The sequence below is a fragment of the Gracilibacillus halotolerans genome (assembly GCF_014206945.1).
Taxonomy (GTDB): Bacteria; Bacillota; Bacilli; order Bacillales; family Amphibacillaceae; genus Gracilibacillus; species Gracilibacillus halotolerans.
Genome location: NZ_JACHON010000001.1, coordinates 248,099 through 269,924, shown reverse-complemented (window position 1 = coordinate 269,924; position 21,826 = coordinate 248,099). Strand labels below are relative to the sequence as shown.

General features: G+C 36.5%; 21 protein-coding genes. 1 reads left to right on the top strand and 20 read right to left on the bottom strand.

The window, feature by feature from the left end; genetic code table 11:
• Window positions 1–15: 15 nt before the first annotated feature.
• Together rny and GGQ92_RS01365 are read right to left on the bottom strand one after the other, a co-directional pair.
• Window positions 16–1,578, bottom strand: a complete 1,563-nt coding sequence (gene rny, locus GGQ92_RS01370; RefSeq protein ID WP_184243804.1) for a ribonuclease Y — start codon at window positions 1,576–1,578, stop codon at window positions 16–18.
• Window positions 1,579–1,823: 245 nt separating this feature from the next.
• The gene (locus GGQ92_RS01365) at window positions 1,824–2,255 is read right to left on the bottom strand and encodes an RrF2 family transcriptional regulator (protein WP_184243802.1); all 432 of its coding nucleotides are present in this window, start codon (window positions 2,253–2,255) and stop codon (window positions 1,824–1,826) included.
• Window positions 2,256–2,418: 163 nt separating this feature from the next.
• On the opposite strand from GGQ92_RS01365, the gene hmpA reads away from it, so the two are divergent.
• On the top strand, window positions 2,419–3,636 hold the full coding sequence (gene hmpA / locus GGQ92_RS01360) for an NO-inducible flavohemoprotein (protein WP_184243799.1): 1,218 nt from the start codon (window positions 2,419–2,421) through the stop codon (window positions 3,634–3,636).
• A gap of 80 nt (window positions 3,637–3,716) precedes the next feature.
• Here hmpA and recA read toward each other — a convergent pair whose 3' ends face one another.
• The 18 genes from recA to GGQ92_RS01270 all read right to left on the bottom strand — a co-directional run bounded on the left by recA (window position 3,717) and on the right by GGQ92_RS01270 (window position 21,817).
• A complete protein-coding gene (gene recA, locus GGQ92_RS01355; RefSeq protein WP_184243797.1) occupies window positions 3,717–4,760 on the bottom strand; it encodes a recombinase RecA in 1,044 nt (347 codons plus the stop codon).
• Between the two features lie 250 nt (window positions 4,761–5,010).
• Window positions 5,011–6,258: a competence/damage-inducible protein A gene (locus tag GGQ92_RS01350; protein ID WP_184243795.1), complete on the bottom strand. Its 1,248-nt coding sequence runs from the start codon at window positions 6,256–6,258 to the stop codon at window positions 5,011–5,013.
• Window positions 6,255–6,839 (bottom strand): CDP-diacylglycerol--glycerol-3-phosphate 3-phosphatidyltransferase, encoded by a 585-nt coding sequence (pgsA, locus tag GGQ92_RS01345; protein WP_184243793.1) that lies wholly within the window; start codon window positions 6,837–6,839, stop codon window positions 6,255–6,257. Before pgsA ends, GGQ92_RS01350 begins: the two co-directional genes overlap by 4 nt.
• 33 nt (window positions 6,840–6,872) lie before the next feature.
• The gene (locus GGQ92_RS01340) at window positions 6,873–7,775 is read right to left on the bottom strand and encodes a helix-turn-helix domain-containing protein (RefSeq protein WP_184243791.1); all 903 of its coding nucleotides are present in this window, start codon (window positions 7,773–7,775) and stop codon (window positions 6,873–6,875) included.
• 354 nt (window positions 7,776–8,129) lie between these two features.
• Window positions 8,130–8,387 carry a DUF3243 domain-containing protein gene (locus GGQ92_RS01335; protein ID WP_184243789.1) on the bottom strand — a complete coding sequence of 86 codons (258 nt, stop codon included), beginning with the start codon at window positions 8,385–8,387 and terminating at the stop codon, window positions 8,130–8,132.
• A 116-nt stretch (window positions 8,388–8,503) separates the two neighbouring features.
• On the bottom strand, window positions 8,504–9,223 hold the full coding sequence (gene ymfI, locus GGQ92_RS01330) for an elongation factor P 5-aminopentanone reductase (RefSeq protein WP_184243787.1): 720 nt from the start codon (window positions 9,221–9,223) through the stop codon (window positions 8,504–8,506).
• A 15-nt stretch (window positions 9,224–9,238) separates the two neighbouring features.
• Entirely contained in the window at window positions 9,239–10,516 is a 1,278-nt protein-coding gene (gene yfmH / locus GGQ92_RS01325; protein ID WP_184243785.1) for an EF-P 5-aminopentanol modification-associated protein YfmH, read from the bottom strand.
• Complete coding sequence (yfmF, locus tag GGQ92_RS01320; RefSeq protein ID WP_184243782.1) at window positions 10,506–11,792, bottom strand: EF-P 5-aminopentanol modification-associated protein YfmF; 1,287 nt, start codon at window positions 11,790–11,792, stop codon at window positions 10,506–10,508. The genes yfmH and yfmF overlap by 11 nt, the downstream gene beginning before the upstream one ends.
• A 175-nt stretch (window positions 11,793–11,967) precedes the next feature.
• On the bottom strand, window positions 11,968–12,690 hold the full coding sequence (locus tag GGQ92_RS01315) for a GntR family transcriptional regulator (protein ID WP_184243780.1): 723 nt from the start codon (window positions 12,688–12,690) through the stop codon (window positions 11,968–11,970).
• A 153-nt stretch (window positions 12,691–12,843) separates the two neighbouring features.
• Window positions 12,844–15,144, bottom strand: a complete 2,301-nt coding sequence (locus GGQ92_RS01310) for a DNA translocase FtsK (RefSeq protein ID WP_184243778.1) — start codon at window positions 15,142–15,144, stop codon at window positions 12,844–12,846.
• A 142-nt stretch (window positions 15,145–15,286) separates the two neighbouring features.
• Window positions 15,287–15,499 carry a YlzJ-like family protein gene (locus GGQ92_RS01305; RefSeq protein ID WP_184243776.1) on the bottom strand — a complete coding sequence of 71 codons (213 nt, stop codon included), beginning with the start codon at window positions 15,497–15,499 and terminating at the stop codon, window positions 15,287–15,289.
• The gene (locus tag GGQ92_RS01300; protein WP_184243774.1) at window positions 15,496–16,224 is read right to left on the bottom strand and encodes a ClpP family protease; all 729 of its coding nucleotides are present in this window, start codon (window positions 16,222–16,224) and stop codon (window positions 15,496–15,498) included. Before GGQ92_RS01300 ends, GGQ92_RS01305 begins: the two co-directional genes overlap by 4 nt.
• A 161-nt stretch (window positions 16,225–16,385) precedes the next feature.
• Window positions 16,386–17,261 carry a 4-hydroxy-tetrahydrodipicolinate synthase gene (gene dapA / locus GGQ92_RS01295; protein WP_184243772.1) on the bottom strand — a complete coding sequence of 292 codons (876 nt, stop codon included), beginning with the start codon at window positions 17,259–17,261 and terminating at the stop codon, window positions 16,386–16,388.
• Window positions 17,262–17,368: 107 nt separating this feature from the next.
• The gene (dapG, locus tag GGQ92_RS01290) at window positions 17,369–18,583 is read right to left on the bottom strand and encodes an aspartate kinase (protein ID WP_184243770.1); all 1,215 of its coding nucleotides are present in this window, start codon (window positions 18,581–18,583) and stop codon (window positions 17,369–17,371) included.
• A gap of 11 nt (window positions 18,584–18,594) precedes the next feature.
• A complete protein-coding gene (gene asd, locus GGQ92_RS01285; RefSeq protein ID WP_184243767.1) occupies window positions 18,595–19,647 on the bottom strand; it encodes an aspartate-semialdehyde dehydrogenase in 1,053 nt (350 codons plus the stop codon).
• A 97-nt stretch (window positions 19,648–19,744) separates the two neighbouring features.
• Complete coding sequence (locus GGQ92_RS01280) at window positions 19,745–20,329, bottom strand: dipicolinate synthase subunit B (RefSeq protein ID WP_184243765.1); 585 nt, start codon at window positions 20,327–20,329, stop codon at window positions 19,745–19,747.
• A 73-nt stretch (window positions 20,330–20,402) separates the two neighbouring features.
• Window positions 20,403–21,275, bottom strand: a complete 873-nt coding sequence (gene dpaA, locus GGQ92_RS01275) for a dipicolinic acid synthetase subunit A (RefSeq protein ID WP_184243763.1) — start codon at window positions 21,273–21,275, stop codon at window positions 20,403–20,405.
• 302 nt (window positions 21,276–21,577) lie between these two features.
• Window positions 21,578–21,817 carry a YlmC/YmxH family sporulation protein gene (locus GGQ92_RS01270; RefSeq protein ID WP_184243761.1) on the bottom strand — a complete coding sequence of 80 codons (240 nt, stop codon included), beginning with the start codon at window positions 21,815–21,817 and terminating at the stop codon, window positions 21,578–21,580.
• Window positions 21,818–21,826 lie beyond the last annotated feature (9 nt).

The following is a 21,826-nucleotide window of genomic DNA, read 5'->3' as shown; positions in this document are numbered from 1 at the left end:
AATCTATCTGAATTCTTATTTTGCATATTCGACAGATCTTGTTTCTCTTATAACTGTTACTTTTATATGACCTGGGTAGTCTAATTCTTCCTCTATTCGCTTACGGATATCTCTTGCTACCTTAGATGATTCAGCATCATCAATTTCATCAGGTTTAACAATAATACGAACTTCTCTACCTGCTTGGATAGCGAATGATTTTTCAACTCCACTAAACGATTCTGAAATCTCCTCAAGCTTTTCTAGACGTTTAATGTAGTTTTCTAATGTTTCGCTTCTTGCACCTGGTCGGGCAGCAGATAATGCATCCGCAGCTGCAACAATAACGGAAAGAACTGAAGTTGGTTCCTCATCACCATGGTGAGAGGCAATAGCATTAATGACGACTTCATTTTCTTTGTATTTAATTGCTAATTCTTTACCAATCTCAACATGACTACCTTCTACCTCATGATCTATTGCTTTACCTATGTCATGAAGTAGACCCGCTCTACGAGCAAGTGTAACGTCTTCGCCAAGCTCAGCAGCTAACAGTCCGGATAAGTAGGCTACTTCTGTAGAGTGCTTTAATACATTCTGACCGTAGCTTGTCCGATATTTTAATCTTCCTAGAATCTTAATCAAGTCTGGATGAAGACCATGAACACCCATTTCGAAAGTTACTTGCTCGCCAAACTCTCGAATATGTTCATCTACTTCTTTCCTTGATTTATCTACCATTTCTTCTATTCTGGCAGGGTGTATTCGTCCATCTTGCACCAATTTCTCTAAAGCTATTCTAGCAATTTCACGACGAATAGGATCAAAACCAGATAGAATGACAGCTTCAGGTGTATCATCTATGATGAGATCAATACCAGTCAATGTCTCCAATGTTCGAATATTTCTTCCTTCCCTACCTATGATACGACCCTTCATTTCATCATTAGGCAGGTTTACAACGGAAACAGTAGTTTCAGCTACATGGTCGGCAGCACAACGTTGAAGAGCAAGTGATAAAATACCCTTTGCTTTCTTATCAGCTTCTTCCTTCGCACGGTTTTCAGCTTCTTTAATCATTAGTGCCGTTTCATGTGATAGCTCTTCCTCTACACGTTGTAGAATAATCTGTTTAGCCTGTTCGGTAGTTAAACCGGATATCCGCTCCAATTCTGCCTGTTGCTCGCTTAACAATACTCCAACTTTGCTTTCCATTTCTTCAATTTGTTGTTGTTTTTCTGTAAGCGAACTTTCCTTTTTCTCTAACGATTGTTCTCGTTTATCGAGATTTTGGTCTTTTCGATTGAGATTCTCTTCCTTTTGCAGGAGTCGAGTTTCAAGTTTCTGAATTTCTGATCGGCGTTCACGAAGCTCTTGGTCCATTTGTTGACGAAGCTGATGATTTTCATCCTTCGCTTCCAACAATGCTTCCTTTTTCGCTACTTCTGCATTTTTATTGCCTTCTTCTACGATTTGTTTTGCTAACTCTTCCGCACTCGAAATTTTCTTCTCTGCAATATTTTTACGAATCAGATAACCAACAACAATACCGACAAATGTAAGCAAAATGGAGATGATAACTAACCAGATTGTTTCCATATCTTCACCTCCTCTTGCTATGAACTTGTACCCCTTAACAGTCGGCATTTACATGAACATAATTAATTAGTTGAGTTGTATAAAAAAATTATACATATTAATTCTAAACATCCTTACAATTATTGTCAAGGTAAGATGCATCATCGTTTGAGAATTTACCATGGTTTTATGTATAATATTTTGTTTAATAGAAAAACATAAATGATCTCCTCGATTTATTATATTATTTCATATAATTATACGATTTACATATTTCTAAACAAATCTTCCCAGTCCTCTTTATTAACAATCAAATCTTTTAACGTATATTGATCTAGTACCGTCAAAAAAGCTTGAGTAGCATCAGCTAATATAGATCTAAGAGAACATGAAGGAGTTAAAATACAGCGGTTTACTTCACAATTAAAACATTCTACTAAATAAAAATCGTTCTCCATCAGGCGGATAACTTCTCCTAAATTGATATCTTCTGGGTTCTTATGGAGCCGAATTCCCCCATTCCTACCTCTAGTAGTTTCGATATAATCATGCTTACTTAGCTGATGGACTACCTTTCTTATATGTTCTGCAGATATAAAAAAAGATTCGGAGATTTCTTTAATACTTACTTTGTCTTCTGAAGAAGCTGTGTAAATTAATACTCTTAAGGCATAGTCTGTATATTTTTTTAGCCGCATGCACATCCCTCACTTAAGCCTATCATACTCAAAATTAATTGGTACCGCCACAATTTAGTAAAGAAATTGTCAAAGAATGCTCATATTACCTTATTGAAAACGATTAACTTTAACAGGTAAAATTAAAGGTGTATATAGAATACATCTTTAAGGAGTGATTTATTTGTCAACTGCTACTTTACTTGATGAACAAACAATACGAATAGTAAAAAGTACTGTCCCTGTCTTGGAAGAACACGGAGCAGAAATTACAAAACATTTTTATCAACTTTTATTTCGAAACCATCCAGAACTCAAAAACATTTTTAATCAATCGAATCAGAGAAAAGGTAAGCAACCTCAAGCGTTGGCTAATGCCGTATATGCGGCTGCAGCTAATATTGATAATTTAGAAGCAATCCTATCCGTAGTGAAACAAATTGGCCATAAGCATCGTAGTTTAAATATCCAACCTGAGCATTATCCAATTGTAGGAGAAAACCTTTTAAAAGCAATGAAAGAAGTTCTTGGAGATGCAGCGACGGATGATATAATTGACGCTTGGGCGAAAGCTTATGGAGTAATTGCAGACGTGTTTATTAGTATCGAGAAAGAAATGTACGAAAAAACAAAACTAGAGACTGGAAATTGGATAGGCTATCGAGATTTTCATGTAGTCAATAAGGTACAAGAAAGTGATGTAATTACTTCTTTTTATTTAAAACCAACAGACGGGGGAATATTACCTGACTACCAACCAGGCCAATATATTACAGTGAAAGTGAATATCCCTGGGGTTCCTTATACTTGTCAGCGACATTATAGTCTATCGAATAAACCAAATTCTGAATTCCTTCGTATCAGTGTTAAAAGAGAAGATAGCAAAGATGGCAATCCACATGGTGTTGTTTCTACCTTTTTACATGAACAAGTACATGTTGGCGATCAATTATCGTTAAGTGCTCCTGCAGGATATTTTATTGTTGATGAATCGACTAAACCTCTTGTTTTGATAAGTGGGGGTGTAGGGATTACACCGTTAACAAGCATGCTTGAATATGCAGTGGAGCAGCAACCAGAACGCGAGATTTATTTTATACATGCTGCACAAAATGAATCGGTCCATGGTTTAAAAGACATTATTCATGAAATTGCATCAAATAATAAGAATGTGCATTATTTCATAGTATATGAACAAACAAAGCATCCTCAATTGTGTGATAAAGTGGGGTATATCGATTTACCATGGCTTCAATCTATACTACCTACAAACGATGCATCCTTCTTTTTCTGTGGCCCTGAAGGGTTTATGAGAGCAATCAATAAGTCGTTGCTAAAGTGGAATGTACAACCTGACAATATTCATTATGAGTTCTTTGGACCACAAGGAACGTTAGATTAAGAATAATAAAAATGTTTCTTCTATGAATGTAATAAAAAACGGCTTTAACTATTCGTTAAAGCCGTTTGTTCGTTCATTTATTAATCTATCGGAAAAGCTTCTTGTTCTTCGACGCTACTATCTTCTTTTTTTTCAGACTCATCCATTCCGTAATGATCTCTAATTGCTTCATAGATTTCAGTAGCTATTTCTGGATTTTCACGTAGGAATAGTTTTGCATTCTCACGGCCTTGCCCTAGCTTCTCATTATTGTAGGAATACCATGCTCCACTTTTAACTACAATATCTAAATCAGCACCGATATCGAGGATTTCACCTTCTCGAGAAATACCTTCGCCATACATGATGTCAACTTCCGCTTGTTTAAAAGGTGGTGCCACTTTATTCTTAACCACTTTTACTTTTGTACGGTTACCGACCATTTCATTTCCTATTTTTAATGTTTCTGCTCTTCTTACTTCTAACCGAACTGAAGAGTAAAATTTCAATGCACGACCACCTGGCGTTGTTTCCGGATTTCCGAACATGATGCCGACCTTTTCACGAATTTGGTTAATAAATATCGCGATTGTTTTTGACTTATTAATCGCACCAGATAATTTCCTTAAAGCTTGAGACATAAGACGCGCTTGTAGACCAACGTGCGCATCTCCCATCTCCCCTTCAATCTCGGCTTTAGGAACGAGCGCTGCAACAGAGTCAATAACTAGTATATCAACGGCACCACTACGTACTAGTGCTTCCGCAATTTCTAAAGCTTGTTCTCCTGTATCTGGCTGAGATAGTAACAGTTCATCGACATTAACCCCTAAATTCTTAGCGTAAACAGGATCCAATGCATGCTCTGCATCAATAAACGCTGCTTGACCACCTGCACGCTGCGCTTCCGCAATAGCATGCAAGGAAACAGTAGTTTTACCTGATGATTCTGGTCCATAGATTTCAACGATTCTACCTCGTGGATATCCTCCTATACCAAGTGCAACATCAAGAGCAACAGAGCCACTAGGAACAGTAGCCATTTTCTGTTGAGCTTGTTCTCCTAGTTTCATAATGGAACCTTTTCCGAATTGCTTTTCAATTTGTTTTAACGCCATATCTAAGGCTTGTTTACGATCACTCAAAATGATTCCTCCTTCAAATTCCTAGTTATATCATACAATCTTTTTTCATAGATTACAAGCAAAAAGTCGAATGAATGTTCGTTATTTTTTAACTTTTAATTACCAATTTTAAGTTATTCTCTCTCTATAACTATATTCCCTAAAAACAGCATCAATAAGTCATATTTTGCAAGCGAAATATCCTATTTGCTGAATTAAAAAAGATAGTAACTCTGTCATTGAAAGTTACTACCTTTTCATTATTACAAATTCACTTGTTAAGATGCTTATATAGTAATTCTAAGCCCTTTTTAACGGTTCGTTGTATAATCGCACTACGATTTCCTTGGAATACAAATTTCTCTGTGATAGCTTTACCATTAATTTTATCATAGATGCAAATAAATACTGTACCGTGTGACTGATTTTCAATCACACTTCCGGCAACGCCTGTAAAGCTAATCCCTATATCGGACCCATAGAGGCTCGCTACTTGTTTAGCCATATGTATCGCACATTCCTTACTTACAGTCCCATACTCATCGATTATACTTGAATCTACCTGCAGAACATTCTCTTTAGCTTGCTCGTGATAAACAACAGCACCGCCTTTAAAAACTTTAGAGGCACCATCATTTTGAACGATTTCTGCACTGAATGCTCCTCCGGTGAGGCTTTCTGCACTAGCCAAAGTTAATTGTTGATTCAATAATAGTTCATACACTCGTTGACGAATTGTCATCTCATTGTATCCATATAAAAATTCACCAACTCGCGCTATAACTTTATCTTCTATTTGGTCAAACATAGTGTTAGCTTCGGCTTCCGTTTTCGCTTTTGCGGTTAACCTTAGAGAAACTTCCCCTTCGACCGCCAGAGGAGCAATCGTAGGGTTCGTCTGTTCGTGAATAATATCTTTAAGTTCATGCTCAATTTGTGCTTCACCAATACCAATAAAGCGAAGTACACGAGAGTAAATGCTATCCTCTAACATGTTTTTTTTCTTAAAATAAGGTAGAATCTGTTCTTCGGTCAAAGCTTTCATTTCGCGAGGTACGCCAGGCATAAAAATCCATATACGATCGTCATAGTCTACTAAAATTCCTGGCGCTATTCCTACTGGGTTTTTAAAAACAGTTGAACCTTCAAAAACAGCTGCTTGTTTTCGATTGTTCGGTGTCATTTCTAAATTCCTTTTTCGAAAGTAGGCTTCGATGTCTTTCATCGTTTGTTCATCTTCTATTATTTTTATCCCAGATATTTCTTGGAAAGCTTCTCTTGTTAAATCGTCGTCTGTCGGTCCTAATCCACCTGTTACAAAGATAATGTTTGACCTGTGATGAGCAATTTCAAATACATCTTTCACACGGTTAAGATTATCTCCTACCACTTGGTGATAGTATACAGATATGCCGTTGTCAGCCAACTTTTCAGACACCCAAGCAACATTCGTGTTAACGATTTGTCCGAGTAAAAGCTCCGTACCTACCGTAATGACTTCTGCCTTCCACTCTTTCATTTTTTAGAGTCCTCCGTCATTACATGCCAGTTTTTAACGAAATATTCTACACCAGATACAATCGTGAATAAAAGTGCAATATACAATAAGATGTCTGCAACAGGGATGCCCATATTTTCAAATGGGATATTTTCTAACAACAATGCTAAAATCGCTAGAATTTGGAATAATGTTTTCCACTTTCCTAAATTTCCTGCTGCAAGAACAATTCCTTCACCTGCTGCTACTAGTCGAAGGCCTGTTACAGCAAATTCCCTACTAATTATAATGATAATCACCCAAGCGGGTGCTAGCTCCATGGCTACTAACAAAATAAAAGCCGCCGAAACGAGTAGTTTATCTGCCATAGGATCTAAAAATTTCCCTAGGTTTGTCACCAAGTTATACTTTCTTGCATAGTAACCATCTAACCAATCTGTAGCAGAAGCAAATGCAAAGATAAGCAATGCAATTACTTGTGCAACAGGAAGAGCTGTTCCAGCTATTTCCCAACTCCCCCAATCAAACGGATAGGATAATAACAGGATGAATATTGGTATCAATAAAATTCTTGATACAGTTATTTTATTTGGTAAATTCATATCTTATAGAAGTCTCCTCTCAAACCTAACAACTTACTCTTCATCTGTCGTTGTTTCAATTGTTATCCATGCCTCCTGCACGGAGTTAGGCGCAATCTCTTCTGAGAGTTCTAATGGTACGCCATTAATGTTATAGCTCATAAACTGTGGTTGAGCAAATTTAACATATATTTCAGTTTCACCAGTAATGTCCAATTCCAGCGGACTGTCTTCATCTGTTAACACTTGGTGCACAAAACTTTCATCCGAATCGTTATAGACTTCTAACCAACTTTCTTCACTTGAAAAAGTTAGAATTATTTTTTCTTCGGTCGATTCAACCGTATATCGAGATTCGTTATTGGAGTATTCATAGCTAGTAACCTCCGTTACTGGTTCAGTCTCCTCTGTTTGTTCGTCAACTTCTTCTTCCTCATTATCATTTGTTTCTGTTTCGTCTTCTTCCGTAGGCTCTGGAGCACGTTCTGGAGGTGGTAATTGAACAGATTCCCCACCAGTATTATTATTAGCTTCATTATCCGTTACTGGATTATCGTCGTTGGAGAAAAAACCTTGTTGAAAAAGCCAAATAAATACTAATAAGCCTATGATTAATAATACTACGATGACAGTAGGTAAAAAAGAAAAAATCACAGGAGTCTTTGTTGATGTTTTATTTCTTCTGCTACTCTTAACTCTTGAGATATTAGTTGGTTCCTCCTTTTCAAAAGGGAGAGCATGTTCATATTCATTCATTAATTCATTATAATCTAACCCTAATACATTCGAATACTCTTTAATAAATGCTCTTACATAAAACGATCCAGGCATTACATGAAATCTTTCTTTCTCTATAGCTTCAAGATATCTTATTTGTATCTTTGTTTGCTTTTGAATATCATCAAGCGACATATTTCTCAATTCTCGTTCTTGTTTCAAGCGCTCTCCAATTCCCATATATTAACACCATCCATCAAAAATTCTTTCCTAAATAATCCATAATGTTCTATGTTTATCATATCTTAAAACATTCATAATGAAAAGTCGAATAGTTACGAAAATTGTTTAAAATATACAAAAAAATCATGAAGGAAGGAACATATAAAAATTATTAATTACAAAACCTCGCACAATACAGTAAAGCTGTAATATAACTTTCGGCTTTTGTTTATTAAAATTCTTTTGTCCCGACCTTTATCAGATAAACGAATCTTTTATTCCTTTACCCTTGTATTCACGCTTTTAGTCATTTGTACCGTATAAGAAATACCCTATTTAACGATGTTAAATAGGGCATTTCTTTAAAAGGTGTTATTTTGTTCCTTCGTTTTGCACCATTTTAACCATAATATTTGCTATTGCATGCCTTTCCTTATCATCCGCGTTGTTCCATAGATCACGTAATACTTTTTCTTCTTCGTTCTTCGCGTCTACATTTGATGCAAGATAGTTCCCTACATCATAAGCTATTTCAGAAACAGCCTGATTGCTTATTCCATTATTCTGTGCTTCATTTAGTCGCTCACCTAAAAAGTTTTTCCATGAATCAAAGTTATCTAAAACAGACATTTTCACATTCCCTCCTTTAACGGCATGCATTAGTTAGCATGCGAAAAAGAGAAAATATTATACATCATGTAAAGTAGCATATAAAAGTAAAATTAACCATTTACTTTTACCGAATCTTAGTACCAAGCACCATTAACTCGAATTATCTCACCATTTACATAGCTCGCTTTATCGGATAAAAGGAAAGACACGACGTTAGCTACTTCATCAGCACGACCACTTCTTTGCATTGGTATGTCGTCCTCTATGGCACGATAGTCCTCTTTTGTTAAATGAGCGTTCATCTTGGTAGCTATTAGTCCAGGACTTACCCCATTCACATAGATACCGCTTGGTGCAACTTCTTTCGCGAGTGCTTTAATAAAAGAATTCTGACTACCTTTAACTGCAGAATAAGCTACTTCACAACTAGCGCCGACTTCACCCCAAATTGACGTAATAAATAGAATATGCCCCATTTTTTTACGAACCATATTTGGTAGGATATATTTTATGATTTTCCAAGGAGCAGTTACATGTAAATGGATAAGCTTTTCCATACTAATATCATCCATATCTTGAAAAAGTCCATACGCTGCATTTCCACTTGCAAATACGATATGGTCGATATCTCGTGGGATAACGTCAAGAAATGCTTGAAGTCCCTGCAAACACCTCAAGTCCGCTTGATAGCTGTTAACGATTTGTCTAGAATAAGGGCCTTTTATCAATTCATTTATTGAATCCACGTTTGAATGATAATGTAAATGGAGTAAATGTCCCTCTCTTAGTAAATTTTCTGAAATGCCTTTACCAATTTCTCCACTTGCCCCTATAACCAATGTTGTTTTCCCCATGATTACACCCTACCATTATTTCACAAAGCATACAGATAACTGATTTTCATCTATCCAATGATTTGTGAACTCTATATATTCCTCAAATGTTAACTGTTCTAACAATTCGGCTGTTTCAAAAAAGTCAATATCCATTAATTGATAATGACTATACTGATTCGCGATAAATTCTAAAGAGTTCATTGCTCGCAGGAGTTGACCAAATTTTTTCCGTTTTATTCGCTCAAAGCTTTTTTCATCCATAGGATTGCTAGAAAATTGTAGAAGCTCTTCTTTTATCCTGTTAGCAAGCTCATCTGGTTGTTGACTGTTACCACCTATAATCGAGAATCCAAAGTTCTCTTCCAATGACGTTTCGCTACTGAATGATTGGTCGATTAAACCTTCTTCATATAGACGCTCGTATGCTTCACCGCTTTTAGAAAATAGATAATCTAATGTTATGTCGATCATCCATTCACGCTTAGCAAAAGCCTCCTTATTTGTAGGGATATCTTTTTCTTTTATACCTACTAATGCTTTCGGAATACTTACAGGCATTTCAATAACTAATTCTTTTTGAGCAACTCCTGATGGCTCCTCAGGAAATCCTCTTTTTACCTCATCCATTGGTGTGAACTCTTTATTTGCTTGATTTTCACGGACTTGTTTTATAATGGCCTCTGGTTCTACATTTCCAACGATACATAATACCATATTACTTGGATGATAAAAGGTGTTGTAACACGTGTATAAATCTTCTTTTGTTATTTTATTAATGGACTCGACCGTTCCAGCGATATCTATACGAATTGGATGGTTGGCAAACATACTTTTTATCGTTCCAAAGAAAGCTCTCCAATCTGGCTGGTCATCATACATCTTAATCTCTTGTGCAATGATTCCTTTTTCTTTCTCTACAGACTCATCGGAGAAATAAGGATCTTGAACGAAGTCAATTAAGGTTGTTAAATTCTTTTCTACATTAGAAGTAGATGAGAATAGATATGCTGTTTTTGTAAAGGAGGTAAAAGCATTCGAGGATGCTCCTTGTTTAGAAAAATCTTGAAAAACATCTCGATCTTCCTTCTCAAACAGTTTGTGTTCTAAAAAATGAGCTATTCCATCTGGGACCTTCACCATATCCTGTTGATTAATAGGCACAAATTGTTGATCGATGGAACCATACTTCGTCGAGAAGATAGCATATGTTTTAGCCATCTCTTTTTTCGGGATAACGTAAACCCTTAAGCCGTTACTCATCTCTTCCGAGTAGATGGTCTCTTGGAATTGCCTAAATAGCTTAGTTTCCACTGTCAGCATCCTCCTTTGAAGTTAATAAATACACGATTTCTTGATTTATTTTTTTAGCAACTGTCATGACTTCATCTTTTGTTACTTGCTTAATTTTTTTGATTAACGTTTCTGGAGTAACATCTGATTTTGCTATAACTCGCTGATAATTTAATTCAATGATACCTTGTGGATGGTCCATTGTTTCTTTCAGTTGATTGATCGTCATCTCTTTCGTTTCTTCTAGGTGCTCTTCCGTAAAATCACCTTGCACCATTTGCTCCATTTGGTCATTAATTATTTCCTTAGCCAAGTCATATTGCTCTGGAGCAATCCCGCTAAATACGAACATTAATCCCTTATGGCTTTCGATACGGGACGCTGCATAATAAGCAAGACTATGTTTTTCTCGAACATTTAGAAATAACTTGGAGCTTGGAAAACCGCCAAAAATTCCATTGAAAACATGCAAAGCTGCATAGTCAGAATCATCATACGTTATATTCGTACGATATCCAAAATGGAGCTTTGCTTGAGTAATATCGTCTCTTTCGACCAACTCTAGAGGTTTTGCACTTTTTGGTGTTACTAAAGGTTTCGTCAATTCTGGCTGTTTTCTATCTGTCGATAATTTTTTAAGTTTATCTTCAATTGGGAGATCCTCAATATCACCAGAAACAAAGATGTCTAAATAATCCTCTTTTAAAAGCTTTTGATAGTATTCATATAAATTTTCTGGTGTGATAGTTTCCAAATCCTCTTCATATCCGTGAATACGTAAACCATATGGCTCATCTTTACACATTTCTTCGATCATTCTTGTGTTAGCTAAGCTCATTTTATCTTCATGAAGTGCTTCCATCTTATTTTTTAATGTTATTTTCTCGCGTGCAACTATTTTAGAATCGAAACCATTATTCTCTACCTTAGGTTCGTACAGTATTTCACTTAGTAATGAAATGGCCTCGTCTAAAAGAGATTCCTCCGTTTGAATGTATTTTTCGTTTGGAATTTCCATTCGTATCGTTAGAACCGCTTGTTCTCCTTTTTTACTTGAGTCAATTGATAGCACGGCGCCATATATTTCATCAAGCTTTCCTCTAAGCTTTAAGGCAGTAGGAAAGCTCTTCGTTCCCTGCTGAATAACGTAAGGAAGAAGTGCCCGTTTTGTTACATCCTCTCGTGTAAGAGATGTAGCAAACTTTAATGAAATATGGATTGTCTTAAACTTCTTAGTATGTAACAAGTGAATATTGCAACCATCTTCTTTAATTACCTGTTCTGTAATCGAAGTCATCATCATACCTTCTTTCCTATACAAAATGTGTCTCATCTATCTTACCATATATTACATTATTTTATGCTTGAAAAGTTCAGTCAGCTTTAAACGACTTATTTAGGATAGTTAATGAAATAGAATAAAACTTGGCAAAATAATTTTTGCCAAGTTTTATATTAATACGGTGCTCTATTCACTCAGTATGTCGTTTTCGTAATACATAAAAACTAAAGACATCCGCTCGGAAAAAATTAGCAGAATATAGAACAGGTTCATTCTCTTTTGTGAAATGCATTTGTTTAAGTAGTAGTAAGGCTTGATCTGGATCGCTATTTAGCATGGGTGATATTTCCTCATGATAAGCGATTGGTTCAATATGCGCTACTGCGTAATCTATTTCTTTTTTAGCATATGTTTTTAATGCTGTAAAAATAGACTCAGTATTATGGATTAATTCTAGCGGCATGATCCGGTGATCAACACGATCAATACAATAAACAACCGGTTCACCATCCGCAGTACGAAGTCGTTCTAATTGGGTAAATTGTTCAATGTCTAGAGGTGCAAAACGTTTTCTATCCTGGTCTGTCGGCCTTGTCAATTCTGCACTTATATATTGAACACCAGGTGTCTTTCCAGATTGCTGAATCATTTCTGTTACACTTCCAAGCTGTTCAATACCCGATGAAAGAATTGGTTTTGAATGGACAAAATACCCCACTCCAGGCCTGTACAATAATATGTCTTCTTGAACTAAAAATTGGATAGCATCTCGTACTGCAGATCGCTCCAATCCTAGCTCCCTAGAAAGTTCGTAATCACTGGGCAGTCTTTCTCTCTCTTTATAATGACCTTCTTCAATCCGTTTTTTTAAAAATTGTATTGCCTTTTGATTCAAATTATCAAAATAGACCATCTTTTTCCCCCAACTTAACAAATTGCGTCCATTTTCGTTTCCCCTATATTTATTTTCGCTTGAGTCTAGTGAATGTTTCAGCTCTGAGATTTCTTAAACACAAATATATCACGTATAAACCGATTATTAAAGAAAAAAATGTACGGTTCGTCATTAGCCATTATTTGTGAGCTGTTCCTCACTACCAACTAATACGGTTCTTGGCTTCGATCCTTCGTATGGACCAACAATACCTCTTTGTTCCATAGCATCGATTAATCTTGCCGCTCGTGTATAACCTATTCGGAAACGACGCTGAAGCATCGACACACTAGCAGTTTGCATTTCAATGATCATTTGAACTGCCTCTTCAAATAATTCATCCTCCACCTCGTCCATTTGCTCTGTTACTTCTTCCGGAATCATATCCTCTTGATAGTTTGCTTTTTGTTGTTCAATACAGTGATCTACAACTCTTTCGACTTCTTCGTCTGATAGAAACGCTCCTTGGATTCTAACAGGTTTAGATAAGCCAACTGGTAAAAATAACATATCGCCACGACCTAGTAGTTTTTCAGCACCGCCAGTATCCAGTATCGTTCTTGAATCGGTTTGTGAAGATACACTGAAAGCAATTCTTGATGGAATATTGGCTTTAATCACACCGGTAATGACATCAACAGAAGGCCGTTGTGTAGCAATAATAAGGTGAATTCCAGCTGCTCTTGCCATTTGTGCAAGACGAGTGATGGCATCTTCCACATCACTTGACGCCACCATCATTAAATCTGCAAGTTCATCTACAATTACGACAACATAAGGAAGAAGTGGCTGTTCCTCTTCTTCTTCATTATTTATCCTTGTAATATAATTATTATATCCTTCAATGTTTCGTGTCCCAGTTTCCGAAAAGAGATCATATCTTCTTTCCATTTCAGCAACTACTTTTTGTAGTGCACGTGATGCTTTTTTCGGGTCTGTTACTACAGGAGTTAAAAGGTGTGGAATACCGTTATAAACGTTCAACTCAACTTTCTTTGGATCAATCATCATGAGTTTCACTTCATGTGGTTTAGTTCGCATTAGAATACTTGTGATAATTCCATTAATACAAACACTTTTACCGCTTCCTGTCGCTCCTGCCACTAATAAATGGGGCATTTTATTAAGCTCGCCAACAACTGAATCACCGGATATATCTTTACCTAATGCGAAAGCAAGTTTATTTTTCGTTTGGCTTTTAGCATCAAGAACTTCCCGTAAGGTAACTAATGCTGTTTCTTCATTAGGTACTTCAATACCAACTGCAGACTTCCCTGGAATTGGGGCTTCGATTCGAATATCCTTTGCCGCTAAAGCTAAGGCTAAATCATCATGTAGATTTACAATCCTACTTACTTTTACACCCGCTTCAGGATATACTTCAAATTTTGTAACAGATGGTCCTACGTGTACTTTTGTAACTCTGGCCTTAACACCGAAACTATGAAATGTAGATTCTAACTTTTTCACAACTCTTTGAATAGATGCTCGGTCCTTTTTATTTGCAGACGATTTTGGCATTAGTAATAAATCGATCGGAGGTAATTCGTAATCGACATTTTCCATTTCTGTCATTGGTAGATTACCTTCTGTTTCGTCTGTATGATCTTCCTCATCGGTTACCTCCTGCTCATCAGTAGGCTCAGTGTTATTAGTAGAATATGAATCTTCTACAATAACTGGTTCGATAGGTTCATCTATTATAGCTTCATCTATGCTATCCTGTTCCTGTGCATAACTTATCGATGGTAATTCGTCTGGTTGAGCTTGCTTTTCCTCTTCTTTTCGCAGTTTCGCCTCTTTTCTCCATTCCTTATAAGAAGCATTTAGTTTCTGAAACAAACTTTTAAGCTTTTTACCCGTTTTCACAAGTAAATCAGAAGCTGATAGATTACTCATGATTAGAATACCTATGATAAATAAGAAGAAGGCTGTAATTTTCGCACCAATATCAGAAAATAAGAAAAAAGCAATGGCGTATAAAATAGCTCCTAACATTCCCCCACCAAGATAGCTAGCATTTCTTTCATTATCTAGAAATTCCTGATAGAATTGAAACGTTTGCTTTAAGATAGGTGGATAAGATTCTGCTTGAGCATATGCAGACTGGAACAGTTGACTATGCGTTAAGAGAAGTAAACCAATTATAATTAAGTACGTTCCTATCCATTTTTTATTATACATATGTGGCCATTTTCTTTTTATAATTAGATACATACCGACTAAAAATAATACAATCGGAATAATAAAATACCAATATCCTAGAAAGAATCGGAAAATAGCTTCTAGCACTTTCGATACTGCACCATTTTTAATAATGTCAGCACCACTTCCAAATATCGCCAAAAACACCAAGGCTAGTCCAATTAATTCAAGCTTTAATTGGGCTTTTAACGTGCCTTTTTTCTTTCTTTTCTTCTTTTTCTTTGCCACTGTTTGTTTCACCACTTTCTTACGACAACCATTTATAATAACAACACTAAACGAAACACCCTTGTCATGACAACAAGGGTATTTATCCGAAAGAATGTTCTATGCTATTATATCATAGATATATCTATTACAAAAACCTTGTTTACATTGGTTGGCGAATAATATTCCCGGGTGAAAAGCAATCTTGCAAGTAGTCATTTGGATCTGTTGATAATAATTGTATCAATCGATAGTTCCCATCTGACATTTTTTCTGCATAACACGGTTTATCTTGGTAAGTGATTACCATATACTGCTCATGATTAATCTCGCTTTGGTAAATATCTTCTTGACTTAAGGGTGTATAGAGAATCATTGAACAAACTCCTCTGTACCATATACTTGGTCGATTAACTCATTCAATTTCACCATAGCGTTACTTATCCCACCAACTTCATCAATCAAGCCATACTTCACTGCGTCCTCACCTACTACGTTTGTACCTATATCTCGGGTCAGATTGCCTTTTTCAAACATAAGCTCCTTAAACTTTTCTGCGCTTACATTGGAATGGGATGTGACAAATTGAATCACTCGCTCTTGCATCTTATCAATGTACTCGAATGTTTGTGGTACACCAATCACTAAACCAGTTAGTCGAACGGGATGGATCGTCATTGTAGCGGATGGTGCAATAAACGAATAGTCTGTTGCGACAGCAATTGGAACACCTATAGAGTGCCCACCTCCAAGAACGATGGAGACGGTTGGTTTGGATAAAGAGGCAATCATCTCTGCTAGAGCTAAGCCTGCTTCTACATCTCCACCTACCGTATTTAACACTACGATTAAACCTTCAATTTTCGGATTTTGCTCAATAGCTACAATTTGAGGAATTAGATGCTCATATTTTGTTGTCTTATTTTGTGGTGGAAGCTGCACATGACCTTCCACTTGTCCAATTATAGATAATACGTGAATGTTGGAATCAGGTGCTTGCGGGACATTAGTTTGGCCTAATTGTTGTATTTTCTCAACTAGTGAAGAAGGTACGGACTTTTCCTTCTCATTTTCTGTTTCTTTTGTATTTTTATCTGCCATCATCATTACCCCTTTTCTTTTTATCCAATCTTTTTTTAGTATGGGCAATGACAATAGAATCATACTTTATCTTTTTTGAATAAGTACCTTTGAGATCATAAAAAAAAACTCCCTTAAGAAGCTTTACGAAGCCTCTTAAAAAGGAGTTTTGGTTGATCTGATTACTTACTATAGTTATTTAACGCATGATGTAACAGCGATTGTTCTTCGTTTGTTAATGGAACAAGGGGTAAACGTACAGAACCCACTTGTAAATTATTACGTTCCAGTGCTGCTTTTACTGGAGCTGGTGAAGGAGCCATAAACAGCGCTTTAACAAGAGGAATAATCTTCCGATGTAATGCTGCTGCTTCTTCTATGCTACCAGCGTTAAATAAGTCCACCATCTTTTTCATATCATTACCAATTATATGGGACGCTACAGAAACTACACCTTTACTGCCAATGGATAGAAGTGGGAGTGTTAAACTATCATCACCACTATAAACAGAGAAGTTATCATCCGTAGCCTCAATAATTGCTGCCACACCATCTAAATCGCCAGTAGAATCTTTGATGGATACAATATTGTCTATTTCAGCTAGTTGAACAACCGTATCAGTATCCATTTTAACTACTGAACGGCTAGGTATATTATATAGCATAATCGGAAGTTGAGTATTTTGTGCAATTGTCTCAAAATGTCGCAGTAACCCTAATTGGTTCGGTTTATTATAATATGGTGTTACGAGTAGTGTACCATCTACACCGACAGCCTCTGCTGCTTTGGTAAATTCGATGGTTTCTTGCGTATTATTACTTCCAGTTCCTGCTATGACTGGGACACGTCCGTCTACTGTTTGAACAACGTGCTCAAATAATTGGATTTTTTCCTCAGGCGTTAATGTCGGGGATTCACCGGTAGTACCAGCAACCACAAGGCCGTCTGTTCCATTCTCTAGTAAATACTCAATTAATTCCGTCGTACGAAATAAATCAAGCTGATTATCTTCATTAAAAGGTGTTACCATTGCTGTAATAACCTTGCCGAAATCCATATCAATCACCCATTTCCTCAGCAAACTTTACAAGTCCATTCATCCTCTAGCATTGCATAGTAAATAAATGAAAGAGGACAAATTGGACCCGTAGTTCTTCTAAAATATTAGCCATCTAACTGAAAAGCTTCATGAAGAGCATTAATTGCAACCTCTAAAAATCGTTCCTCAATCAGTACCCAAATCGTTCGATGACTATCTGCTGATTGTAAAATAGGAATCGATTTTTCGGACAATGTTTGAACAATTTTAGATGTTACCCCTGGCACACCAGACATCCCAGCTCCAACAAGCGATAATTTAGCACACTTTTGTGTAAAATACGGCTCAATATTTAATTGATCGAATACGCCTCTAGCAAGTATTTCATCTCGTTCAAAAATAGTAAAGACGATACTTTTAGGAGAAATGTTGATAAAATCAACAGAAATACCCGCTTCTGCCATTGCTTTAAATACTGTCACTTGAAGTTCGCGTGGATTCGTAACATTTTGTATCTTAATTTGCGTAATCGGACTAACATAGGCAATACCTGTCACTAATCGATCTTTAACATCGGAAGTCTCATCTAGTTCATTAATGGATGCAATCAAAGTTCCAGGGTCTTTGGAGCGCGTAGATCTTACCCTAATAGGTATATTTGCTTGCATGGCTATTTCTACAGCTCTAGGGTGGATAACTTTTGCGCCTTGGTAAGCGAGATTGCATATTTCTGTATAAGAGATTGTATCCAATTTCTTTGCACTAGAGACAACACTTGGATCTGCAGTCATAATACCTGTTACATCTGTAAAAATTTCTACAAATTCCGCATGTAGAGCTGCAGCTAAAGCAGTAGCGGAGGTATCACTTCCTCCTCTACCAATTGTCGTTACTTCGTTGTTCTCGGTTCTACCTTGGAATCCTGGTACTACTATCACTTGATGCGAATGTAGTAAAGACAATAAATAATTTGTTTTGACAGTTTTTATTTGTGCGTTAGTAAAGTCGCTTGTTGTTATGATACCTGCTTCTGAACCAGTAATGGCCATTGCCTCTATGCTCTGTTCCTTCAATTCATTAGAAAAAACGAGGGAAGACAATGTTTCTCCACAAGATAGTAATAAATCTTTCTCTTTATTAGAGAGATAAGAATTATGCTGTCCAACAAGTGCTAATAAGGAGTCAGTGGCGTAGGGTTCCGGATATCTTCCCATTGCCGAAACCACCACGACTACCTTATAGCCTTTGTCGATACTATCTTTTACATGACCGATTGCATGTATTCGTGATTCTTTATCTCGGACGGAAGTACCGCCGAATTTTTGAACCATTATTTTCATCTTCGCACCTCTTACTTTTGAAGCCAGTTGTTTTGAACTGTAGATTCAGCAATTTGAACAGAGTTCCACGCTGCACCTTTTAATAAATTATCAGACACAATCCAGAGGTGGAAACCTTTATCGTTATCTAGATCTTTACGCACACGTCCAACAAATACGTCACTCTTTCCTTCTGCTGAAAGAGGTGTTGGGTAAATTTGGTTTTCTGGATCATCTTGTAGAACGATACCAGGTGCAGAGTTTAATATTTCTTTTACGTCTGCAGCTGATAGGCCCGCTTCCTCTACTTCTACATAAACACTCTCTGCATGAGAAGTGAAGAAAGGAAGTCTTACGCAAGTTGCAGCTACTTTCAATGTTTCGTCATGTAAAATTTTCTTTGTTTCATTAATCATTTTCATTTCTTCAAAAGTATAACCATTTTCTTGGAAAACATCAATTTGTGGAAGTGCATTAAACGCGATCGGGTAATGCTCTTTTTCACCAGAAACCGGTAAAATGTTACATTCCATATCTTGACCATTTAGAACTGCCTTCGATTGTTCTCGTAATTCGTCAATAGCTTCATTTCCTGCACCAGATACTGCTTGGTACGTTGATACAACTACTCTTGATAAGCCATATTTCTCTTTAAGAGCATTCAACGCTACAACCATTTGAATCGTCGAACAGTTTGGATTAGCAATAATCCCTTTATGATTTTGGATATCTGTTGCGTTTACTTCTGGAACTACTAAAGGTACTTCCGGATCCATACGGTATGCACTCGTATTATCAATAACTACAGCACCTCTTTTAACAGCTTCAGGAGCCAATTTTTTAGATACAGATCCACCTGCTGAAAATAATGCAATATCTATTCCTTCAAAGCTCTCTGGCTTTGCTTCTTGTACAGTATACGTTTTGCCTTGAAATTCAATCTCAGTTCCTGCCGAACGTTTCGATGATAATAAAAGTAACTGATTGATTGGAAATTGTTTTTTGTCTAAAGTTTCTAATAGTTTCTCCCCTACTGCTCCCGTAGCACCTACGATTGCAACATTATATTTCTGTAATGACGTCATGCGTTAATTTCTCCTTCCAATACTACTTATTTTTTAGTTATCCTTTATATTTTAACACATACTTGTAGTTACTTTCATTATTTCATCATATTTCGGCTTATCTTGCAACAAGAACTGGCTGAATTTGCTTAAATTCCAATGCATGCTCAATTGTTTTATCAATTTGCGTCATATCTGCTACAAGTGAGTTCGGCTTTTTATAAGGATCATCCTGGCCGTACGGGACAAAGAATATATTTTTGGTCGCCATTAATCGCATCAAGTTAACACCATTGAGTCCTAATGCATCATTAGTAGATATCGCCAAAACAACTGGACTACCATTCCGAATTGTTGCCTTGCTAGCCATTAATACGGCGCTATCTGTAATAGCATTAGCTAATCTGCTCATTGTATTACCTGTTAATGGAGCAATCACCATACAATCAAGTGGCTCAATAGGCCCGAGCGGTTCCGCATCTACAATCGTAGAGATAGGTTCTCTTCCAGTTAGCTCTCTCACTCTTTGCATATGGTCCGCTGCCTTACCAAATTTACTATCCGTTTCTTTAAATGTATAAGAAACTACTGGCACTATCTCTGCACCTAATTCAATCAATTTCTCCATCTCTGGAAAAACCGCTTCATACGTACAATGTGATCCTGTTAACCCGAAACCAATCTTCTTTCCTTTTAAACTCAATGCAATTCCTCCTCAGCTTTTATCATCTATCTGGGGTAATGCCTAGTATATGAAAAGAAAAGAAGTTGGTGCATCATTGTATTAAATCGGCGATACAACCTGCGATAATTACGCCTGCAGTTTTCGGTGCTACCATACCTGGAAGCCCTAGAGCATGAATTGCTTCAATCGCTCTAGCTTTTGCGTATTCAAAGTCTACTCCACCTGGTTTAGAAGCCAAGTCTATAATCAATGCTTGATTGTTAAGATACTGTAGTATCTCTTCCCCTATAACAGGATGTGGTATCGTATTAATTAGAATATCGCAGTTAGTTACCTGATCATTTACATTGTCTAAGAGCAACGTTTCATAACCTCTTTCAAATGCTCTTGCTAATTCCTTCCTGTCACGACTGACAACTGTGATGTTTGCTCCTAAACCATGAAAACTGTTTGCAGTTGTCTCACCGACCCGTCCAAAACCAAATACAAAAACATTGGAATGATGAATGGTTATATCTGTATTTTGAATAGCTAACATAATTGTTCCCTCTGCAGTAGGAATCGAATTATAAATTGCTACATCATCTCTAGACATTAATTCTATTAACTGTAACCCAGCTTTCTTACAGTAATCCTTTAGTAATTGATTTGCAATTCCTGTGAAAACAATACAATCATTCGGTAAATTGAGAAACCAGTCCTCTGTCAACTGAATTGTATGCGTGGAAAACATGGTCTCAATTTTGCCATTCTCGTCAATACCCGTTATTGGCAGGACAACAGCTGATAAATCATCTATTTGTAAACGGTCCAAAGTTGTTTGCTTCACAGCTGTGTAACTTTGCTCCACTTTATCAAATCCTAAAATAACGATATCTATATAATCACGCTCATTTAATGCATGTATTAAAGGTAAATATCTTGCATCTCCTCCAATAATCGCAATTTTCTTCCCTTGCTCCATTATTTCACCCCACAAAGAATGTGTCTGTAAATAACTTACTAACCTATCATATGACATTAGACTACGAAAGTGAGTAGGCATAAGTTGGTTTTGTACCATTAAAATCTTTTTCTACATCGTTTTACTATTCTATGTAAGTACCGATTTTCCCTTTCTCAGGTATATGATAAAAAAGCTTGGTAAGCATTTCTTCTCCCCTTGTAAACAAGAGTTAGAATCATACTATCCAAGCTTTTAATATGAAGGAAACACAAGAAAATTCAATCGAGTTTCTATCTTTCTACTTTCTCAAGAGAAACAATTTAACCCTTAGTGGTTTCGACAATAATCATATCTTCTCCAATTTTTTTAATTTGGTTCCAATCAATTCTTGCAGAGTTTTCACCTTTACGAAATCCGAACATTCCGATTTGTGGAATGGTAAAAGCTAAAATTTCGCCTGTTTTCTCATCGATTTCTAAATCTGTTTGTCCAAGCATACCTAACCGTGTACCAGTTGAAAGGTCAATTAATTCTTTATGACTTAAATCTTGAAAGCGCACAGTATCTCC